Below are 21,745 nucleotides of genomic sequence, written 5' to 3'. Positions count from 1 at the left end.
ATGGCCACCAAAACTTCGACAACAGAATCTGACGACGAACTTCCTTTTGAAGTTAACTTCATTGAACAAGCAGAATATATTGATACTGAGAAGTTTATCGAATTAACCATTGAGCATCCTAAAGAAGAATCCATTCTAAGAAAACTTATGGGTGGTGGAGCAAAATTACTTATCGGCCCTCGTGGTTGTGGCAAAAGCACTTTAATGCTAAAAGCATTTAATAAAATGGTGAATAGCTTAAGTACCCAAGCACTACCAGTGTACGTTAACTTCAAACTAGCATTAAAAATTGAGCCCCTATACAGTAAAGGAGCAAATGCTCCTTTTTGGTTTAAAGGTTGGTTAACGCTTAAAGTAATTGAAGCATTGCGTGTAACTCTCGATAGAGTTGGAAACATTGACATTCCTGAATCGTTTCCAAAAAAAGAATTCATTGAAAGATCTATTGTCAAAATTGAAGCTGGATTTACTGAGAGCACTGAAATTGAACAATTCAGTATTCCTTTCCTTCAACACACTATTGATGATATTCTTTATCGCAACAATATAAACCGATGTGTACTCCTTATTGATGATGCAGCGCATGCTTTCTCAGAAAAACAACAAGAAGATTTCTTTGACTTTTTCCGTGCTGTAAAATCAAAATCGATTTCACCTAAAGCAGCAGTATATCCAGGCATTACTTCTCACTCTCCATCTTTCCAAGTCGGACACGATGCGGAACAAATAGATGTTTGGGTTAAGCCTTCAGGTGAAGATTATGAAGTATTTATGCTTGAACTTGCGCGTAAACGCTTTGAAGGAACCCCAATCAAATTAGTTGATGATAACGCAGATGATATAGCATTTTTAGCATATTGCTCATTTGGAATACCAAGAGCATTTTTAGGAATGCTTCGTGTTATTTATAACTCACCTGAGTCTTACTTTAATGCTGATAACTCTCTTTCAAAACCAAAAATACTAGCACTTTCTAGAAGCGGAAAAGAAATGTCTCATGGAGTTTATTCTTCCTTAGAAGCTAAACTACCATCTTTAAAGAGCTATGTGGAAAATGGAGAATTTATTTATAGGGCTCTTTTAGATAGCATAAAAGAATTTAATATTGGTAAAGTTCGCTCTGAACAGACTATGCAATTCGGGATTAGAAACCCTTTAGATCCAAACCTTGAAAAAGTAATGAGTTTCTATCAATACGCTGGACTTATTATGCCTATCGGTGATTATTCCCGTGGAGAAAATGGTGTATTTTCAGTTTATGAAGTACATATTGGTGATTTAGTAACTGATAATGCAATTGTAAGCCGCAGAACCAAATCAATAACAATGTTTTTGGAAGTCTTGAGGGCAAAAAAAACATTTAGCTTGGCCAAGAATGGTATCTACTAAAATTCTTGAAGCAACAAGATTAACCGGGGCGGATTTCAAAATTTCTTTACCACAATGCCAAAACTGCGGTACTGAAAGGCCGACACCTGAAGCACATTTTTGCCCAAACTGCGGTTCTCGTCTTAAATCATCCTCTGCCTACGAACATTTAGCGGACCAAGATATAAGTGTGCTAGACATATCTGCCGCGATGAAAGATAGGATTAAAAAGAACTCTCAGATAAGAAAAGTAAGAGATATTCTTATTGACAGCAGTCGCGAACAGCTAATGTCTATAAAATATATTAAAAAGGCCAGAGCTGTAAAAATTGTTGGTGCTGCAGAAGAATATGTATCTTGAGGGCGTAAAAAATGAAAATTGAGGATTTTGTTTGTACAGCCCCACCGACTGCAAGCCTTTCAGGCTTGGGTAATTGTATGCTTGAAATAGAAATGCCCTCTCCGATTGATTTTTATATTAAAAATTCCAGAGAGATTATTCAGTATGGCACTACAGAGCGTCTCGGCCAGATGGATAAACTTGGCGGCCTCTTACTGTTAGGTTTAATTTCGTCTGCAGAAGGATACTTTCGTTCTATATTATCTGAAACGTTAGATATTTGCCCGATGTGTAAAAGTACATCTGCTGATAAACAAATCAATTTAGGTGGCATCTTATGGCATGGAAAGGATGAATTCCGAAGGAGCGCTTTCGAACATATGTCTTTCGCCTCAGCAAAAGAATTGACAGCCGTTTCAAAGAATTATCTTAGTTTTGACTTGAAGGGAGGAATATTTAACAGCATATTAAAAGACTATGATGCAGTTTGTCATTTGCGTCATGGGCTAATCCATAATGCTGGAATTCTCCCAGGAAGAAATGCTGTTCAGATTGACATTCAATCATATTCTAAACCTGTAGAAATTAGAATAGATTTTGCTTTCCTTCAAAATGCTGCTGCAGCTATCGATTCACTTGTGGTAACGTTTAACAGAGCGCTTTTTTCAGAAATGTGTGGCAGATGGGCTAATCACTGGCGAAGCAGATCCGATTGGATACCAAGTGATGAACGCCGAAAATTTTTACAAATTTGGAATATCTTCGCTTGTAAGACTGAACTTCACACGCGCCAAGGAAAATCAAGGCTTACACCATCTAAGTGCATGGAAAAAATCAAAGATGAATACAATATATAACTTCAGTAAATTTGCATTCTAATTAATCATCCAAACAATAGGCATTTAAGAAGAAATCACGTATTTTTTAGTGCAAAAATTAAGCCCGCCAGATAACGGGCTCATTTTTTATTCCCACTCAATTATTGATTGAAAATTAAAATACAATTATATCAGTCTATTATATTGTTATGATGTGGCAGTAACATGAAAAATACCATCTTTTATAAAAAGTTTGATTCGAGCACAACCAGCCACTGATGTGATCTACCCCAAGTCATGGGTTGTTTCGTTCCGGATAGACACCGTTGTGTAAGAATTGGTAGCCTCCCCCTCCTTTGAAGACTGATGATCGGTAAATTACGAATGGGTGTGAGAGAGGTTAAACACGGTTTCGCTTCAAATGCACATGGACAACGGCTCGGAATTTATCTCTTGGGCGGTGGGCAGAAGAGCATGCTGTTGCCAAGAACTTATCAGCCCAGGCAAGCTCATGCAGAATGCGTTTATCGAACGTTTTAACAGGACCTACCGGACGGGAATCCTGGATTTTTATCTGTTCAGAACTCTGAAAGAGGCAAGGGAAGTCACAGAGAACTTGCTGAACGAATACAACAGCGAACGCCCACACGACCCCCTTAACAACCTGACGCCGAAAGAGCACCAGCTGATGAGGGTAAATCGGAAATCTCAAAAATTGGCGGGAACTAAACCGGTGTACTTACATTAGATTTAAACGCAGAATGTGACTAGCGTTGAAGTTCGATGCAGAAATCTAATCTCTTTGGTGGATGAACTTGCGCGCGCTTCGCTATGATTGGGCTACTGTCGATCAAAATTCGACAGTTTTCGCCGTTAACCGGATCGTTTTAAATAGAATAGAGCCAACTAATGAACCCAGCATTTAGCGCGCTTTTGAATGAGAAAATCGAACTCTTTAGGCATTCTTTTTCAGCTGCCTCACGCCAAACATTTGTATCTCCAAAAACGGGAAAACTAATACACTCTGGTGAATTTGGCACCTACAGGGAAGAAATTATTCGAGGATTCTTAAAGTTGTGCGTGCCCGCAAGACTTGAAATCGGTACAGGTTTTCTAATGAACTCAGCTGGGGAAATTTCTACCCAAGCGGACATCGTGATTTATGCCCCGTCGGCAGTGCCGCGAATAGAATCGAATGAGCATCAGCGTTTTTTTCCTATTGAAGGAGTTTGCGCTATTGGAGAAGTCAAGAGTCGCCTGTCCAAAGCAGGACTGCGAGATGCTTTGAACAAATTAGCGCGAGTAAAAGCTACGGCAGACATTTCACTCCCAGCGACTCCGATCTTTAGAGATGCCTCAATAATTTCATATCCTTTCAATAGAGAAGAAATCGAATATGATCAAATTTTATCTATACTTATATGTGAGGGCTTTGACTTTGATCCCAAAACATTTGCTAATGAGATTGATGATTGGTACGAATCCGATGTAAAGAATCATCACAAGCATAATATGATTTTAAGTGTCGAAGACGGAATCGCTCTCTATATGCATTCAAATGGTAAATCATGGATGTATCCTCCCACAAAAAAATCCCCAGCAAAGAATCGTTTCCTGGCGCCAGTTGATAATAAAAATCTGCACTTTCATCTTTTTTGCAGTTATATGTTTTTGGCAGCATCAAGCACGACCGTGTTATATCCAGAAATCACCACCTACATGCCAACTCTGACTGGAGGGTTATATTACGACCAAAAATAATTTAAAACGCAGCGATATAAATATAGAGAGAACATTGTCGCTGATCGGTCATGCTTGTAGCGGTAGTTTGATTTATAGTTACGCCACTACTTCAGTTCCGCCCACTGAAATTTTAAAGAATAAGAAACTCCACCATGATGAGAAATACATACAAACTCATATCTCACTAGATTGAGATTGGTAGCGCGGTTTGATAAGTAGCCCAGCTTGATCATCTTTATTTGAGCCACGGTGCCCACCAGGTTGAGGCCGACTTCTGCCAGTGGGAGCTAGCCAGCTTGTCGATCGATTCCGACACAAGCGACTCATCGAGTAGTTGTAGCGAAAGGAGATTGAGCCCACTGCCGTGACGCCCACGTAGAACCTATCCCGGTCATTCACCTTGTAGAGTTTTTCTTTAGGTTTGGCTTGGGGTTCGCGGATTACGTTCAAAAAATACTATGCTCAGAAACACATCAAAAAAGTAGGAAAAACGAATGAAATCGGGCGAATGGTGGGATTTGATACTATGCTCCCCTCGGCAGAGGCGATATGTTATCGAACGCCAAGCATAACACTTGGCTAAGTGAATGCCCCATCCTATGCCACATAGATGCACAAAGCTGCCAAAAATTGCCAGCACCTAAAAGCCGAAAGCCCGCAATTGAGCGGGCTCCAAGGTATTTCTTGCTAGATCGTGCCAGACAGTGCCGGGAGCGGACTCATTCCCACTCAATCGTAGCCGGTGGCTTACCGCTGATGTCATACACCACGCGGGAAATGCCGTTCACTTCGTTGATGATGCGGTTAGACACGCGCCCTAAGAAGTCATACGGCAGGTGCGCCCAGTGCGCGGTCATGAAGTCGATGGTTTCCACCGCACGCAGGGAAACAACCCAGTCGTACTTACGGCCATCGCCCATCACACCGACGGAGCGAACCGGCAGGAACACGGTGAACGCCTGGCTTACCTTGTTGTACAGGTCAGCTTTGTGCAGCTCTTCGATGAAGATCGCGTCCGCGCGACGCAGCAGGTCGCAGTACTCTTTCTTCACTTCGCCCAGCACGCGCACGCCCAGACCCGGACCCGGGAACGGGTGACGGTAGAGCATGTCGTACGGCAGACCCAGTTCCAGACCAATCTTACGCACTTCGTCTTTGAACAGCTCGCGCAGCGGTTCAACCAGGCCCATCTTCATCTCTTTCGGCAGGCCGCCCACGTTGTGGTGAGATTTGATGACGTGTGCTTTACCGGTTGCGGAGGCCGCAGACTCGATCACGTCAGGGTAGATAGTGCCCTGCGCCAGCCACTTCACGTCTTCCAGCTTCAGCGCTTCTTCGTCGAACACTTCCACGAACACGCGGCCGATGATTTTACGTTTCGCTTCCGGATCGTTCTCGCCTTTCAGCGCGTCCAGGAAGCGCTGCTCGCCTTCCACGTGAATGATGTTCAGACCGAAGTGGTCGCCGAACATGTCCATAACCTGCTGGGCTTCGTTCAGACGCAGCAGACCGTTGTCCACGAAGACGCAGGTCAGGTTTTTACCGATGGCGCGGTGCAGCAGCATCGCGGTCACGGAGGAGTCCACGCCGCCGGAGAGGCCGAGGATCACTTTGTCATCGCCAACCTGCTGGCGGATACGCTCAACGGCGTCGTCGATGATTTTTGCCGGGGTCCACAGAGCTTCACACTGGCAGATGTCGCGAACGAAGCGCTCCAGCATGCGCATACCCTGACGGGTGTGGGTCACTTCCGGGTGGAACTGCACGCCGTAGAAGCGTTTTTCTTCGTTCGCCATGATGGCAAACGGGCAGCTTTCGGTACTGGCAACGGTCACGAAGTCAGACGGGATGGCGGTGACTTTGTCGCCGTGGCTCATCCACACGTCCAGCAGCGGTTTACCGTCTGCGGTCAGGGAGTCTTCGATACCGCGCACCAGCGCGCTGTCGGTGACGACTTCTACCTGTGCGTAGCCAAACTCGCGCTCGTTAGAGCCTTCCACGTGGCCGCCCAGCTGCATTGCCATGGTCTGCATGCCGTAGCAAACGCCGAATACCGGCACGCCAGCGTCGAACACGTACTGCGGCGCGCGCGGGCTGTTCTCTTCGGTGGTACTTTCCGGGCCGCCGGACAGGATGATGCCGCTTGGATTGAATTCGCGAATCTGTGCTTCCGTGACATCCCACGCCCACAGCTCACAGTAAACGCCCAGTTCACGTACGCGACGCGCCACCAGCTGAGTGTACTGAGAACCGAAGTCCAGGATGAGAATGCGATGTTTATGAATGTTTTCCGTCATTGACGCTAATTCCGAGGCAAGTGAAACAAAAACAGAGCGCCCGATTTACTCGTCGTCTTTCAGGCTGCAGGTGCGTTGGCTGCGTCCATTCGCCCCGGTCACATAGTTAACTATGCTCCCGGGGTCTCATGGACTTGCCGCCTTCCTGCAACCCGAAATCCATAGAGTAACTGGATCGGGCGCGGAAACTTATCAGGAGCCCAGACGGTAGTTCGGGGACTCTTTGGTGATCGTCACGTCGTGAACGTGGCTCTCCTGGATACCCGCACCGCTGATGCGTACGAATTCCGCTTTAGTACGCAGCAGGTCAATGGTACCACAGCCGGTCAGACCCATACAGGAGCGCAGGCCGCCCATCTGCTGGTGAATGATCTCTTTCAGACGGCCTTTATAGGCAACGCGACCTTCGATACCTTCCGGTACCAGTTTGTCTGCGGCGTTATCGGTCTGGAAGTAACGGTCAGAGGAGCCTTTGGACATCGCGCCCAGGGAGCCCATACCGCGGTAAGATTTGTAAGAACGGCCCTGGTAGAGTTCGATTTCACCCGGGGATTCTTCGGTACCGGCCAGCATGGAGCCTACCATTACGGCAGCTGCGCCCGCGGCGATCGCTTTGGCGATATCGCCTGAGAAGCGGATACCGCCGTCAGCGATAACCGGAATACCGGTGCCTTCCAGCGCTTCAACCGCGTCAGACACGGCGGTGATCTGCGGAACACCCACGCCGGTGACGATACGGGTAGTACAGATGGAGCCAGGGCCGATACCCACTTTCACCGCGCTGCAGCCAGCGTCAGCCAGCGCGCGAGCGCCTGCGCCAGTGGCCACGTTACCGCCGATGATCTGCAGATCAGGGTATTTGGCACGGGTGTCGCGAATACGTTGCAGAACGCCTTCGGAGTGGCCGTGAGAGGAGTCAATCAGCAGGACGTCAACGCCCGCAGCGACCAGCGCGTCAACGCGCTCTTCGTTACCGGCGCCAGCGCCAACCGCAGCGCCAACGCGCAGACGGCCATGCTCGTCTTTACAGGCGTTAGGCTTACGTTCTGCTTTCTGGAAATCTTTAACGGTGATCATGCCGCGCAGGTGGAAGCTGCTGTCAACAACCAGCGCTTTTTCAACGCGTTTTTCGTGCATTTTTGCCAGCACCACGTCGCGGGTTTCACCTTCGCGAACGGTGACCAGACGCTCTTTTGGCGTCATGTAGACGCTGACAGGCTGGTTCAGGTCAGTCACGAAACGCACGTCACGACCGGTGATGATGCCAACCAGTTCGTTCTCTTCGGTCACCACCGGGTAACCGGCGAAACCGTTACGTTCGGTCAGGGCTTTCACTTCGTGCAGCGTGGTGGTTGGCAGAACGGTCTGTGGGTCAGACACGATGCCGGATTCATGTTTCTTCACGCGGCGAACTTCTTCCGCCTGACGTTCGATAGACATGTTTTTGTGAATAAAGCCAATGCCACCTTCCTGTGCCAGGGCGATAGCCAGGCGCGCTTCAGTCACGGTGTCCATTGCCGCAGAGAGCATAGGAATGTTCAGGCGAATGGTTTTCGTCAACTGCGTGCTGAGATCGGCAGTATTCGGCAGAACAGTGGAGTGAGCGGGAACGAGGAGGACGTCGTCAAACGTCAGTGCTTCTTTAGCGATACGTAGCATGGGCAATATCTCTGACCTGGGTGGTTAAATATTGCCGTGGCATTATACAGAGCGTAACCGATTGCATCTACACTTTTTTATAAAAAAGCTTGCGATTGCCTCTCAGCAGGTTACTATCGACTGAATAACTTGCTGATTTAGAATTTGATCCCGCTCACATGTTATCCTCTCAATCCCCCTCAATTTATACCGTCAGCCGCCTGAATCAGACGGTGCGTTTGCTGCTTGAGCAGGAAATGGGGCAGGTCTGGATCAGCGGTGAGATCTCTAACTTCACGCAGCCGTCCTCCGGTCACTGGTACTTTACCTTAAAAGACGACACCGCCCAGGTGCGCTGCGCGATGTTCCGCAACAGCAACCGTCGCGTGACGTTTCGTCCTCAGCACGGCCAGCAGGTTCTGGTTCGCGCCAATATCACTCTGTATGAACCGCGCGGCGATTATCAAATCATCGTCGAGAGCATGCAGCCTGCGGGCGAAGGCCTGCTGCAGCAGAAGTATGAACAGCTAAAAGCCAGGCTCTTTGCCGAAGGGCTGTTCGACCAGCAGTACAAAAAACCGCTGCCCTCCCCCGCCCACTGCGTTGGGGTCATCACCTCGAAAACCGGTGCGGCACTGCACGATATTTTGCACGTGCTGAAGCGTCGCGATCCTTCCCTGCCCGTCATCATCTACCCGACCGCCGTTCAGGGTGACGATGCTCCGGGCCAGATAGTTCGCGCCATTGAGCTGGCGAACGCCCGTCAGGAGTGCGACGTATTAATCGTCGGGCGCGGCGGCGGCTCGCTGGAAGACTTGTGGAGCTTTAACGACGAGCGCGTGGCGCGGGCAATCTTTGCAAGCCTGATCCCCGTGGTAAGCGCCGTCGGCCACGAAACGGACGTAACGATAGCCGATTTTGTCGCGGATCTGCGCGCGCCTACGCCGTCCGCGGCGGCGGAAGTGGTCAGCCGGAACCAGCTGGAGCTGCTGCGTCAGATTCAGAACGGCCAGCAGCGTCTTGAGATGGCGATGGACTACTTCCTTGCCAACCGTACCCGCCGCTTTACCCAGCTTCATCATCGTCTTCAGCAGCAGCACCCGCAGCTGCGTCTGGCGCGTCAGCAGACCGTGCTGGAGCGCCTGCGTCAGCGCATGAATTTCGCGCTGGATAGTCAGCTTAAGCGCGCGGTTTCGCGCCAGCAGCGCGTGACGCAGCGCCTGAACCAGCAGAACCCGCAGCCGAAAATTTATCGCGCGCAAACGCGGATCCAGCAGCTGGAGTATCGTCTGGCGGAGAGCGTCCGGGCGCGTCTGAGCACCACCCGCGAACGTTTTGGCAATGCGGTGACCCATCTTGAAGCGGTCAGCCCCCTCTCCACGCTGGCGCGCGGCTATAGCGTGACGACGGCAACGGATGGCAAAGTGCTGAAGCAAACCAAACAGGTGAATACCGGCGATGTGCTGACGACGCGTCTTTCCGACGGCTGGGTAGAAAGCGAAGTGAAGTCAATTAAACCGGTGAAAAAAACGCGTCAGCGTAAAACCGGATAATTCCTCGCCGGTTACTTACTATACTGCTGCTATTCCCTTTTTTAATAAGGAGAGCAGCATGCCCCATCTTCATAGCGTTATTCCACCTTATATTCTTCGTCGTATTATCGAAAGCGGTTCCGAGCCGCAGCAGCGCTGTGCCCGTCAGACCTTAACCCACGTCCAGACGCTGATGGCCCACATGCCCGGCAAACCCGCCGCGCCGCACGTGAATAAAGCCGGACAGCTGGAACGCGATATCTACGACGCGAAGCAAACCCAGGAGCTGCCGGGTACGCAGGTGCGTTACGAAGGCCAGCCGTCGAACGGCGATGTGGCGGTGGATGAAGCCTACGATTATTTAGGTATTACCCATGATTTCTTCTGGAAAGAATATCAGCGCGATTCGCTCGATAATAAAGGGCTTATTTTGACCGGCACCGTTCACTATGGCCGGGAATATCAGAACGCCTTCTGGAACGGTCAGCAGATGGTATTTGGCGACGGCGACGGGGAAATATTTAACCGCTTTACCATCGCCATCGACGTGGTAGCGCACGAGTTGAGCCACGGCGTGACCGAGACCGAAGCCGGGCTTATCTATTTTGAACAGTCGGGCGCGCTGAACGAGTCTCTGTCGGACGTGTTTGGCTCGCTGGTCAAACAGTACCATCTGAAGCAAACCGCCGATAAAGCAGACTGGCTCATTGGTGAAGGGTTGCTGGCGAAAGGGATCAACGGCAAAGGGCTGCGCTCAATGTCTGAACCCGGCACCGCCTATGACGATCCCCTGCTCGGCAAAGACCCGCAGCCTGCGCACATGAAAGATTTCATTAAAACGCGCGAGGATAACGGCGGCGTGCACCTGAACTCCGGCATCCCAAACCGGGCATTTTATCTGGCCGCGACGGCGATCGGCGGCTACGCCTGGGAAAAAGCGGGTTATGCCTGGTACGACACGGTTTGCGATCGCAAACTGGCGCAGGATGCGGATTTTGAGGCCTTCGCAAAGCTGACGATCGCGCACGGAGAGAAACGCTCCGGCAGCGACGCTGGTGCGGCCATTAAACAAGCCTGGGAACAGGTGGGAGTGTTGTAAATGCAGGTTCCGGAACTGACGGATGACGCCGTGGTTGAGCTGGCCCGGGAAGGCGGCGTCGCTTTTATTCCCAAGCTGAGCGGACAGCGCACCATCGCGCTCTCCTCGCTCAATGAGGCCCAGCGCCAGCGCCTGGTGAGCATCCTGGAGCAGGCTTTTCCACGCGGTCAGCCGCCCGGGCAAGCCTCTTCACCCGGCAGCGGCGACCAGCGCTATTTCCGCATCCAGATTGTCTGGACCGGGCAAAATCAGGCGCACTACGCCGATATCATCGTGCTGGTGCCCGAGCAGGAAGCGCCCGAGTCGCTGGTCGAGCTGTGGAAGAAAGGCGAAGGCTGCGTCTGCGATTAACCTTCGGCCCGAACAAACTCCACGCGTTTTTTAGAGATAAGACCGTGGCCGTTCTGGCAGAAATAGTCCACCGCACCGCAGGCTTTTAATACCTGGAGTGGCTGATGGCACTCCGGGCAAAGGGCTACAAGCGCAATATCTTTATTACAGCTGTCGCAGTGCGCTACGCCGTTCTGGGACTCCAGCGGTGCCTGGCATTCCGGGCAGGTAATCGACATATTCTCTCCTGTTGGGTTTTACCGGGGCATAACGCCGCCCCGGCAAGACCGAGCTTTATGAGGCGTTAGCAGCCGGTTTAGTCTGCGCATTTTCCAGCATGCGGCGCACCGGAACAATAAGGACGATCAGTACCGCGGCACAAATCAGCAGCGCGATGGAGCAGCGAGCAAAGAGATCCGGCAGCATATCCAGCTGGTCGGCCTTCACATGACCGCCAATCAGGCCCGCCGCCAGGTTACCCAGAGCGCTGGCGCAGAACCACAGCCCCATCATCTGGCCGCGCATTCTTTCCGGCGCAAGCAGCGTCATGGTCGCCAGGCCAATCGGACTCAGGCACAGTTCGCCTAGCGTCAGCATCAGGATGCTGCCCACCAGCCAGAACGGCGACACGCCCGCTCCACCGCTGCTCAGCACGTTCTGTGCCGCCAGCATCATCAGGCCAAAGCCTGCCGCCGCGCACAAAATACCAATAACAAACTTGGTGATGCTGCTCGGACGAATGTTTTTGCTCGCGAGCTTCGGCCATGCCCAGCTAAACACCGGAGCCAGCAGGATGATGAACAGGGCGTTGATTGACTGGAACCATACCGCCGGGATTTCAAAATCACCAATCATGCGGTTAGTGTAGTCGTTGGCAAACAGGTTGAACGAGGTTGGTTTCTGCTCAAACGCGGACCAGAAGAACGCCGCTGAAATCAGCAGAATAAAGCAGACCAACAGCCTGGCGCGCTCTTTACGGTTCAGCCCCGCAAAGACAAACAGATAAATAAAGTAGAGGGCTACGGACGCCGCAATCACGTAGACCAGCACGCTGGCTACCGCGACCGGGTTAATCACAATCACGCCCTGCGCAATCAGCGTCACGATCGTTGCCACGCCAGCCGCCAGCGCCAGCAGCCAAACGCCCACGCCGTTACGCTTCACCACCGGGCTGTTCCAGGTAGAGTCGAGGCCGACTTCGCCGTCATAGCGTTTCATTGCCGGAACGGCAAACACGCGGAAGATAATCAGCGCCACCAGCATCCCGATACCGCCTATACCAAAGCCCCAGTGCCAGCCGTGGGTTTTGATCAGCCAGCCGGAAATCAGCGGCGCGATAAACGAGCCCATGTTGATGCCCATATAGAACAGCGAGAAACCGCCGTCACGACGCGCGTCGCCTTTTTTATACAGGGTGCCGACCATCACCGAGATACAGGTTTTGAACAGCCCTGAGCCAAGCACGATGAACATCAGGCCGATAAAGAACAGGTTGTTCCCCATCACCGCAGAGAGCGCGATCGACAGGTGTCCGAGCGCAATCAGAATTGAACCGTACCAGACGGCTCTCTGCTGACCGAGCCAGTTATCGGCCAGCCACCCACCCGGCAGCGCGGCCAGGTACATGGTACCGGCAAAGATACCGACAATCGCCGAGGCGTTTTCACGCGCCAGGCCCATCCCGCCGTCATAGACGGTGGCGGCCATAAACAGGATCAGTAACGGACGAATGCCGTAAAACGAGAAGCGCTCCCACATCTCGGTGAAGAACAGGGAACCGAGCGGATACGGATGGCCGAAGAACGTTCGGCTCTCTTTTTGATTAACAGTGGATTGCATAATTCTCCCGAAAGGTATGTCGTCGTGCTTGTAAACACCAGCAGGTACGCCGGCCAGTTACGTATCTGGCCGATTTTTTACATGCGGCGAAAAGTTAGTTAACCATTTGATAACCAGGCGCTAGTTTTGTCTAGTACCAGACCCTGGACTTTAAGATGAAAATTCGACGATTGTCTACTTTCTTAGATTTAAACTTGGTTAAAAGTGAATAGTGATTGACTTCACACAGAGATAACCGGCGGTATGATTTGGCAAAAAAAAGCCCGCGATAAACGCGGGCTTTCGTGAGGCAGGTAAAGATTATTTGCTTTTCTTAATGTGCTTAATCAAGCGCTTACGCTTACGCATCTGGTTTGGCGTCAGGGTGTTGCGCTTGTTGGCAAACGGGTTTTCCCCTTCCTTGAACTGGATACGGATAGGCGTGCCCATTACGTCCAGCGATTTACGGAAGTAGTTCATCAGATAGCGCTTGTAGGAATCCGGCAGGTCTTTCACCTGGTTGCCGTGAATTACTACGATTGGCGGGTTGTAACCACCGGCGTGGGCATATTTCAGCTTCACGCGACGGCCGCGCACCAGCGGCGGCTGATGGTCTTCAGCAGCCATATTCATGATGCGGGTCAGCATCGCGGTGCTCTGACGACGGGTGGAGCTGTCGTACGCTTCACGCACGGATTCGAACAGGTTACCCACCCCGCTGCCGTGCAGCGCAGAGATAAAGTGCACGCGGGCGAAGTCGATAAAGCCCAGACGGAAGTCGAGGGTCTCTTTCACCTGCTCGCGCACTTCATTGCTCAGGCCATCCCACTTGTTGACCACGATAACCAGTGAGCGCCCACTATTGAGGATAAAGCCGAGCAGAGAGAGATCCTGATCGGAGATACCTTCGCGTGCGTCGATGACCAGCAGCACTACGTTGGCATCTTCGATCGCCTGCAGGGTTTTGATAACGGAGAATTTTTCCACCACATCGGTGATTTTCCCGCGCTTACGCACCCCGGCGGTGTCGATGAGGACATACTCGCGCTCGTCGCGCTGCATAGGGATGTAGATACTGTCACGGGTGGTGCCCGGCATGTCGTAAACGACCACGCGCTCTTCACCCAGAATACGGTTAGTAAGCGTAGACTTACCTACGTTTGGACGACCCACGATGGCCAGCTTGATCGGCAGATCCTGCGGGTTGAAGTCGTCTTCAGGCTCTTCTTCGCCCTCTTCTCCGTCTTCAAACTGCGCCCAGTATTCAGCGTCTTCGTCCACTTCTTCCGGCGGGTTTACTTCGTCAACCCACGGCAGCAGAACGGTTTCCAGCAGGCTGGTGACGCCACGGCCATGCGATGCCGCAATCGGGTAGATTTCACCCAGGCCAAGAGACCAGAAATCCGCGACGGCCTGATCGGCATCGATACCGTCAGTTTTGTTCGCCACCAGGAAGGTCGGCTTTTCGCGTGAACGCAGGTGTTTGGCAATAGCGGAGTCCGCCGGCATCAGGCCAGCGCGCGCATCCACCATAAACAGCACCACATCCGCCTCTTCAATCGCCAGCAGCGACTGTTCCGCCATGCGGGTTTCAACGCCGTCTTCTGTGCCGTCAATACCACCGGTATCAATACAGATGAACTCGCGTCCTTCCACCTCTGCACGACCGTACTTACGGTCACGCGTCAGCCCCGGGAAATCCGCAACCAGCGCATCACGGGTGCGTGTTAAACGGTTAAAAAGAGTGGATTTTCCAACGTTAGGGCGCCCGACAAGCGCGACCACAGGTACCATGTTTGAAGCCTCATAAAATTCAAAATAACGTCACTTTCGCGGCGTTTTTAAAAATGTCAAAACGGCTCCTGAGTGAACAGGAGCCGTTTAGTATACTACAACCGCCGGGTAATTAACGCGTGATCGCGTACAGCGTGCCGTCTTTTGCCTGAATCAGCAGTTTGCCGTCGGCCACAACCGGATCGGTCAGGAAGCCAGAGCTGTCGACTTTTTGCTGTGCAACAAAGCGGCCGTTATCCGGATCGATCCAGTGCATATACCCTTCGCTGTCGCCAACCACCAGGCTACCGTTGTACAGCACAGGCGAGGTCAGCAGACGGTGCAGCAGATCGCTTTGCGTCCACAGCGTCACGCCGCCTTCGGTGCTCAGCGCCAGCAGACGGTCGTTCTGATCGACCATATAGATGCGGTTGCCCTCAACGATGAAATCGTTCACAGAGCCCAGCTCACGTTTCCACATGATCTGGCCGCTGCGCAGATCCAGCGCGGTCAGGTTGCCGTTATAGGCCAGCGCGTAAACCACACCGTTAACAATGACCGGCGTTGTGTCTACGTCGCTCAGACGGTCAATTTCCGTTGAGCCGGTGGCCTGAGAGATACGCTGCTGCCAGATCATCTGACCCTGCTGCATCAGCACGGCGCTCACGCGACCGTTGTCACCGCCCACAATGGCAGCACCAAATGCGGTAGCCGGTGCTGATTCACCGCGCAGAGAGAGCGCAGGCATATCCAGGTTAACGGTCCATTTCACCAGACCGTCAGCTTCGTTCAGCGCCTGCAGCTGGCCGTTGCTGGTATGAATCAGCACCAGACCGTCGCTCACCACCGGACGAGACAGGGATTCACCCGCTACGGTTGTTTGCCAGGCAATAGAGCCGTCGCTGCTGTTCAGCGCATAAACCTGCGCTTTTTCGCTGCCCACGTAAACATGGCCACCGGCAACGGTCAGACCGCCAGAGAGCAGTGCAGGTTTACGGGAGAACCAGCCGTCTTTTTCCGCCAGGTTAACGGACCATACTTCTTTCCCGTCATCGGCGTTCACCGCTTTCACGGTACCTTTGCGGTCAGCGGCATAGACAACGCTGTCTGCATACGCAGGATGAAGGTTGGAATAGAAATCACCAATCCCATTGCCCACGGAGACATCCCACGCGGTGGATGGGGTAAACTGGTTTTCAACCGTCGGCAGTGGGGACATTTTCACAACGTCTTCTTCGCCACTGAACAGTGAACAACCACTCAATAACGTAACAGAAAGCAGTCCTGGCAGAAGTAATTTACGCAATTGCATCGGGTCCCTCTCAGACGGACAAATTATTTATTTTCATCTGCATCATTTCGCTCAGCGCAGGTGAAGCATTGCTCTCGACGCCAGCTTGCCACGCTTTACGCGCGCCCGCTTTGTCACCTTTGCTCAGCAGTGCTTCACCGCGCAGATCGGCAACGATGGCAGCAAAACCTTCGCCTTTGATGGTATCGAGCGTTTTCAGCGCATCGTCAGCTTTTTTCTGCTGAACCTGAATACGTGCCAGGCGCAGATTGATCACCGCTTTCAGGTTCTCATCGCTTGCCGCAGCAAGGCTCTGAGAGAGCTGTGCAGCGGCTTTATCCAGTTCGTTCTTATCAACGTACTGCTGAGCCACTTCCAGCGCAGCCAGTGCACCGTAGGTGTTTTTGTTGTCAGCCGCAAATTTTTCTGCCGCCGTCAGCGTTTGCGGCTGATCGGCACGAATTGCGCTCACGGTATTTTCATAGGACAGGGACGCGCCGCGCGCGGAATCTGCCTGATGATTGTTCCAGTAACGCCAGCCCACCAGCGCACCGACACCTAAAATAACCCCAACAACCAGCGCTTTGCCGTTTTCAACAAAGAAGCGCTTAATCGCGTCGACCTGATCGTGTTCGTTCTCGTAAATTTCCACGCAGTCCTTCTCCTTAGCCCAATAGAGTGCGCAAGTGCGCCGCAACGCCGTCCTGCGTTACCGTTGTCTGCTCACCAGAGCGCAGGTCCTTCACCACCACTTCGCCGTTAGCCACTTCGGACTCGCCCAGCACCAGTGCAATACTTGCGCCCCACTTATCGGCACGAGCAAACTGTTTTTTAAAGTTGCCGCCGCCATGGTTGGTCATCAGCTTAACGCCCGGCAGCGCATCGCGCACGCGTTCGGCAAGCTGCATCGCCGCAGACTGCGTTTCCGCGCCTGAAGCCACCAGGTATATATCGACAACGGAATCTGCTTTAAATTCCGGATTAACTGCCTGAACCAGCAAAACAAGTCGCTCAAGGCCCATCGCGAAGCCAACAGCAGGGGCTGCGCGACCTCCAAGTTGCTCAACCAGACCGTCATAACGGCCGCCCGCACATACGGTGCCCTGAGAACCGAGGCTGGTGGTCACCCACTCAAACACGGTGCGGTTGTAGTAGTCCAGACCGCGCACCAGGCGCTGATTCACGGTATAGGCGATGCCTGCCGCTTCAAGCAGCTTGCACAGGCCCGCGAAGTGTTCGCGAGATTCTTCATCCAGGTAGTCACCCAGCGCAGGCGCATCGTTCAGCAGTGCCTGAACATCCGCGTTTTTGGAATCCAGAACGCGCAGCGGGTTACTGTACATGCGACGTTTGCAGTCTTCGTCCAGCTTCTCTTTATGCTGTTCCAGGAACGCCACCAGCGCATCGCGGTAGTTAGCGCGTGCTTCCAGAGAACCGATAGAGTTCAGCTCAAGAGAAACGTGATCGGCGATACCGAGGGCGCGCCACCAGCGGGCGGTCAGCATAATCAGTTCAGCGTCGATGTCCGGGCCCTGCAGGCCAAAGACTTCCACACCCAGCTGATTGAACTGACGATAACGACCTTTCTGAGGACGTTCGTGGCGGAACATCGGGCCGATATACCACAGGCGCTGCTCCTGATTGTACAGAAGACCATGTTCGATGCCGGCGCGTACGCAGCCCGCCGTACCTTCCGGACGCAAGGTCAGGCTGTCGCCGTTGCGGTCCTCAAAGGTGTACATCTCTTTTTCAACCACGTCGGTGACTTCACCGATCGCGCGTTTGAATAACGGGGTCTGCTCTACAATCGGCAAACGGATTTCGCTGTAACCGTAGCTGCCGAGCACCTGCTTCAGTGTGCCTTCAATGCGCTGCCAGATGGCGGTTTCGCCAGGCAGATAATCGTTCATGCCGCGGATGGCTTGAATGTTTTTTGCCACGTTTATTCTCTTTCTATATACAAAAAAAACCCAAAGAATGGGTTCAATCATACATGGGAAGCGGCACGCTTCCCATCACGTTATTTTTCAACCTGCTGAACGCTGATACGCTGTGTTTCGTCCATCATGGCGGCTTTGGCGCGGATGCGGGCTTCAAGCTGGTCGATCATGTCGCTATTATCCAGACGATCTTTACGAACGCCATCTTCATAGAGACCACTTTTCTTGTTACCGCCGGTTACGCCCAGGGTTGACACCAGTGCTTCACCCGGACCGTTTACCACGCAGCCGATGATGGAGACGTCCATCGGGGTGATAATGTCTTCCAGACGCTGCTCCAGGGCATTCACCGTCCCGATCACATCAAACTCCTGACGCGAGCAGGTTGGGCAGGCAATGAAGTTGATCCCACGCGCGCGAATGCGCAGCGACTTCAGGATATCGAAACCGACTTTGATCTCTTCGACCGGATCGGCCGCCAGCGAGACGCGCAGGGTGTCACCGATCCCTTCAGAGAGCAGCAGCCCCAGACCGATCGCGGATTTTACAGAGCCGCTGCGCAGGCCGCCTGCTTCGGTGATCCCGAGGTGCAGAGGCTGGTCGATCTGCTTTGCCAGTAGACGATAAGACTCTACCGCCAGGAACACGTCGGACGCTTTTACGCTGACTTTGAACTGATCGAAGTTAAGACGATCGAGATGATCGACGTGGCGCATCGCGGATTCGAGCAGCGCCTGTGGCGTCGGCTCGCCGTATTTTTCCTGCAGGTCTTTTTCCAGGGAACCGGCGTTAACGCCGATACGGATAGGAATATTTTTATCGCGGGCGCAGTCCACTACCATGCGGATACGCTCTTCGTTACCGATGTTGCCCGGGTTAATGCGCAGGCAATCGACGCCGTATTCGGCCACTTTCAGTGCGATGCGGTAGTCGAAGTGGATATCAGCCACCAGCGGAACGCTGACCTGCTGTTTGATCAGTTTGAACGCCTCAGCGGCATCCATGGTCGGGACGGAAACGCGAACAATGTCCGCGCCTACACGTTCTAATGCTTTGATTTGATTGACCGTCGCTTCTACATCGGTAGTGCGCGTGTTGGTCATCGACTGAACGGCGATAGGTGCCCCATCGCCGATTGGCACATTCCCAACGTAAATCCGTTTCGATTTTCTACGTTGAATCGGAGCCTGGTTATGCATGAAAAATCTCCCGCGTTGCCCGTCTGTTACTGTGCTGCTGATTGTTCGGCATTAACGGTAAGACGTGCAACCTGGTTAGTTCTGATAAAGCGGCTCAGGTCGACAGGTTTTCCTTGATACTGGATCTGTACCGCTGCCGGAGCGCCGATTTTAAGTTTATAGGGAGCCTGGCCGGTTAGGTTTAACGTGCCATCTTTACGCTGCAGGCCGCTGAACAGTTTTTTACCTGTCGCGTCAGTCACTTCCAGCCAGCAGTCGGCGCTGAAGTTCATCACCAGCGCGTTGGGATCGGCTGCTGTTGCCGTACCCGCCGGGTTGGTTGGCAGAGACGCTGCGCTATTGTCTGCAGGCTGAGTAGCCGCAGGCACGTTCGCTGCAGTATCAACATTCGCCTGAGAAGGGGCAACAACCGCATTTTGATCCTGAGCCTGCGGCGCAGCGGTGTTAGCCGTTGCTGACGGAGCCTGTGCTGCATCGGTCGCCGACGCGTCTGGCGCTGCGGTCTGTGGCTCGCTTGAGGACGCTGCACCGTCGGTATTCAGCGGCACGTTCTGGGCATTCTCACTTCCGGCCTGGTTGAGTTCAGCAGAGGATTGATCGGCCATGGTGGTGATCTCTTCCTGCTGGGCTTTGTGGTTTTGCCACCACCATGCGCCCGTCAGGCCAATCACCACAAACAGCACCAGCCAGGTAAAGCTCATCAGCCAGCCATCGCGTTTTTTACGACGTTTCCCCAGGGAGAAGGTCTGCATCGGCGCAACTTTTGCTGCACGGACCGGTGCCTGCTTCTCCATCATTGGCAGTAATTCATTTTCGGGGATATGGACCAGTTTTGCGTAAGAGCGGATATAACCGCGCAAGAACGTTGAAGCCAGATCGGCAGGTGCCTTATCTTCTTCAATATCGCGAACCGTGGAAACCTTCAGGCACAAGCGTTCCGCAACGGCTTGCTGGCTGAGTCCGAGTTGTTCACGGGCGTTGCGAAGACGAACGCCAGTGGAGAGTGCTTCATGTTGGTCGTGAGTGGCTTCAGTATTCATTCGCTACAACTACTGGTACGTGAAAAATAAGGGTTCAGGTGCCGGTGAGTCACAATGCCACCCGCACCGCGAAACTTCTGGTCAGTTAACCTTGAACAGAGAGTATAAGACTGTCAGCCCGGAGATGACAGTACAGCCCTGCCCGTACGGCTAAACTGTTGTTACGTCGTTACATACTGCCCGAAAGTCGGATGAAACGCACCGTAATTATTGTTCAGTCATAACGAATCTGACTGATTATTCAGTAAGACCAGGCTTCACGGCGCAGATAATGCGCCGTGAGTGCATAATAATCAAACAGCTTTAACCGCGATCGTCTCGCCCTGCATGCGTTTACGCAGGGTACGTTTGGTACGGTCAATAACATCACCTGCCAGCTGTCCGCATGCTGCATCAATGTCATCACCACGGGTTTTACGCACGATGGTGGTGAAACCATACTCCATCAGCACCTTGGAGAAACGGTCGATACGGCTGTTCGAGCTACGGCCATACGGCGCGCCCGGGAACGGGTTCCATGGGATCAGGTTGATTTTGCATGGCGTATCTTTCAGCAGTTCAGCCAGCTGATGCGCATGTTCGGTACCGTCGTTGACGTGGTCAAGCATCACGTACTCGATTGTGACGCGGCCCTGGTTGGCGTTGGATTTCTCCAGATAGCGACGCACCGCAGCGAGGAAGGTTTCGATATTGTACTTTTTGTTGATCGGCACAATTTCGTCACGAATTTCGTCGTTTGGTGCATGCAGGGAGATCGCCAGCGCAACGTCAATCATGTCGCCCAGCTTGTCCAGCGCAGGCACAACGCCTGAGGTAGACAGCGTTACGCGACGCTTGGACAGACCAAAACCGAAGTCATCCAGCATGATTTCCATCGCCGGAACGACGTTGGTCAGGTTCAGCAGCGGCTCACCCATCCCCATCATCACCACGTTGGTGATAGGACGCGTACCGGTTACTTTTGCCGCACCGACGATTTTCGCGGCACGCCAGACCTGGCCGATAATTTCTGACACCCGCAGGTTACGGTTAAAGCCTTGCTGCGCGGTTGAGCAGAATTTGCACTCCAGCGCACAACCTACCTGAGAGGAGACACACAGCGTGGCGCGGTCTTCTTCCGGGATGTAGACGGTCTCAACGCGCTGATCGCCGACCGCAATCGCCCATTTGATGGTGCCATCCGCTGAGCGCTGCTCTTCCACCACTTCCGGTGCGCGGATTTCAGCCACTTCCTTGAGCTTGTTGCGCAGGACCTTGTTGATGTCAGTCATGTCATCAAAATTGTCGCTGCAGTAATGGTACATCCACTTCATGACCTGATCGGCACGAAACGGCTTTTCGCCCATCTCTTTAAAGAACTCGCGCATCTGCTGACGGTTCAGATCCAGCAGGTTGATTTTTCCATTTTTATTGGGAACCGCAGGAATGGCGACTTCGGAGGTATTCACTAATTCAGACATAATATTTTCCGGCCTCGTTGTTACACGTTATGGCCCATGGAGGGTTGAATAGAAACGCC

The 21,745-nt window shown here is 52.5% G+C and carries 18 protein-coding genes and 1 pseudogene; 8 read left to right on the top strand and 11 right to left on the bottom strand.

Annotated features, from left to right (window positions below):
- From AC27FC_RS16240 to AC27FC_RS16220, 5 genes and pseudogenes are all read left to right on the top strand, one after another.
- Window positions 1–1,389: a hypothetical protein gene (locus tag AC27FC_RS16240; protein ID WP_368982200.1), complete on the top strand. Its 1,389-nt coding sequence runs from the start codon at window positions 1–3 to the stop codon at window positions 1,387–1,389.
- Window positions 1,376–1,729, top strand: coding sequence for a zinc-ribbon domain-containing protein (locus AC27FC_RS16235; RefSeq protein WP_368982201.1), 354 nt, complete (start codon window positions 1,376–1,378; stop codon window positions 1,727–1,729). The genes AC27FC_RS16240 and AC27FC_RS16235 overlap by 14 nt, the downstream gene beginning before the upstream one ends.
- A gap of 11 nt (window positions 1,730–1,740) precedes the next feature.
- Complete coding sequence (locus AC27FC_RS16230) at window positions 1,741–2,565, top strand: hypothetical protein (protein ID WP_196354969.1); 825 nt, start codon at window positions 1,741–1,743, stop codon at window positions 2,563–2,565.
- Window positions 2,566–2,944: 379 nt separating this feature from the next.
- Window positions 2,945–3,274: pseudogene (locus tag AC27FC_RS16225) on the top strand (integrase core domain-containing protein); the annotation flags it as partial.
- A gap of 161 nt (window positions 3,275–3,435) precedes the next feature.
- Window positions 3,436–4,287 (top strand): DUF6602 domain-containing protein, encoded by an 852-nt coding sequence (locus tag AC27FC_RS16220; protein ID WP_196354970.1) that lies wholly within the window; start codon window positions 3,436–3,438, stop codon window positions 4,285–4,287.
- Window positions 4,288–4,988: 701 nt separating this feature from the next.
- Here AC27FC_RS16220 and guaA read toward each other — a convergent pair.
- Both guaA and guaB read right to left on the bottom strand, forming a co-directional pair.
- The gene (gene guaA / locus AC27FC_RS16215; protein WP_487160243.1) at window positions 4,989–6,566 is read right to left on the bottom strand and encodes a glutamine-hydrolyzing GMP synthase; all 1,578 of its coding nucleotides are present in this window, start codon (window positions 6,564–6,566) and stop codon (window positions 4,989–4,991) included.
- 192 nt (window positions 6,567–6,758) lie between these two features.
- Window positions 6,759–8,225, bottom strand: coding sequence for an IMP dehydrogenase (guaB, locus tag AC27FC_RS16210; RefSeq protein ID WP_023333022.1), 1,467 nt, complete (start codon window positions 8,223–8,225; stop codon window positions 6,759–6,761).
- A 158-nt stretch (window positions 8,226–8,383) separates the two neighbouring features.
- Here guaB and xseA point away from each other — a divergent pair, with 158 nt between their 5' ends.
- From xseA to AC27FC_RS16195, 3 genes are read left to right on the top strand one after another with little or no spacing between them, the layout of a single operon-like run.
- Complete coding sequence (gene xseA / locus AC27FC_RS16205; RefSeq protein ID WP_196354971.1) at window positions 8,384–9,757, top strand: exodeoxyribonuclease VII large subunit; 1,374 nt, start codon at window positions 8,384–8,386, stop codon at window positions 9,755–9,757.
- Between the two features lie 58 nt (window positions 9,758–9,815).
- Window positions 9,816–10,835: a M4 family metallopeptidase gene (locus AC27FC_RS16200; protein ID WP_033146197.1), complete on the top strand. Its 1,020-nt coding sequence runs from the start codon at window positions 9,816–9,818 to the stop codon at window positions 10,833–10,835.
- Window positions 10,836–11,186: a protealysin inhibitor emfourin gene (locus AC27FC_RS16195; RefSeq protein ID WP_033146198.1), complete on the top strand. Its 351-nt coding sequence runs from the start codon at window positions 10,836–10,838 to the stop codon at window positions 11,184–11,186. It abuts the gene before it with no gap.
- Here the strand turns inward: AC27FC_RS16195 and AC27FC_RS16190 are convergent.
- The 9 genes from AC27FC_RS16190 to rlmN all read right to left on the bottom strand — a co-directional run bounded on the left by AC27FC_RS16190 (window position 11,183) and on the right by rlmN (window position 21,686).
- The gene (locus AC27FC_RS16190) at window positions 11,183–11,404 is read right to left on the bottom strand and encodes a zinc ribbon domain-containing protein (protein ID WP_196354972.1); all 222 of its coding nucleotides are present in this window, start codon (window positions 11,402–11,404) and stop codon (window positions 11,183–11,185) included. The two genes, AC27FC_RS16195 and AC27FC_RS16190, sit on opposite strands and share 4 nt — an antisense overlap.
- A gap of 55 nt (window positions 11,405–11,459) precedes the next feature.
- Window positions 11,460–13,004 carry a peptide MFS transporter gene (locus AC27FC_RS16185; protein ID WP_029741661.1) on the bottom strand — a complete coding sequence of 515 codons (1,545 nt, stop codon included), beginning with the start codon at window positions 13,002–13,004 and terminating at the stop codon, window positions 11,460–11,462.
- Window positions 13,005–13,304: 300 nt separating this feature from the next.
- Window positions 13,305–14,777 (bottom strand): ribosome biogenesis GTPase Der, encoded by a 1,473-nt coding sequence (gene der / locus AC27FC_RS16180; protein ID WP_023308811.1) that lies wholly within the window; start codon window positions 14,775–14,777, stop codon window positions 13,305–13,307.
- Window positions 14,778–14,889: 112 nt separating this feature from the next.
- The gene (gene bamB / locus AC27FC_RS16175; protein WP_087823103.1) at window positions 14,890–16,068 is read right to left on the bottom strand and encodes an outer membrane protein assembly factor BamB; all 1,179 of its coding nucleotides are present in this window, start codon (window positions 16,066–16,068) and stop codon (window positions 14,890–14,892) included.
- Between the two features lie 10 nt (window positions 16,069–16,078).
- Window positions 16,079–16,699, bottom strand: a complete 621-nt coding sequence (locus tag AC27FC_RS16170; protein ID WP_033146211.1) for a YfgM family protein — start codon at window positions 16,697–16,699, stop codon at window positions 16,079–16,081.
- A 13-nt stretch (window positions 16,700–16,712) separates the two neighbouring features.
- Window positions 16,713–17,987, bottom strand: coding sequence for a histidine--tRNA ligase (gene hisS, locus AC27FC_RS16165; RefSeq protein WP_032622984.1), 1,275 nt, complete (start codon window positions 17,985–17,987; stop codon window positions 16,713–16,715).
- A gap of 80 nt (window positions 17,988–18,067) precedes the next feature.
- Complete coding sequence (gene ispG / locus AC27FC_RS16160; RefSeq protein ID WP_023308814.1) at window positions 18,068–19,186, bottom strand: flavodoxin-dependent (E)-4-hydroxy-3-methylbut-2-enyl-diphosphate synthase; 1,119 nt, start codon at window positions 19,184–19,186, stop codon at window positions 18,068–18,070.
- A gap of 26 nt (window positions 19,187–19,212) precedes the next feature.
- A complete protein-coding gene (gene rodZ / locus AC27FC_RS16155; RefSeq protein ID WP_094934603.1) occupies window positions 19,213–20,226 on the bottom strand; it encodes a cytoskeleton protein RodZ in 1,014 nt (337 codons plus the stop codon).
- Window positions 20,227–20,519: 293 nt separating this feature from the next.
- Window positions 20,520–21,686: a dual-specificity RNA methyltransferase RlmN gene (gene rlmN, locus AC27FC_RS16150; RefSeq protein ID WP_014171168.1), complete on the bottom strand. Its 1,167-nt coding sequence runs from the start codon at window positions 21,684–21,686 to the stop codon at window positions 20,520–20,522.
- Window positions 21,687–21,745: the final 59 nt, after the last annotated feature.

The organism is Enterobacter sp. C3_dUdeg (genome assembly GCF_057536195.1).
Note: the sequence above shows the minus strand (reverse complement) of the source record. Positions and strands in the feature narration are given on the sequence as shown.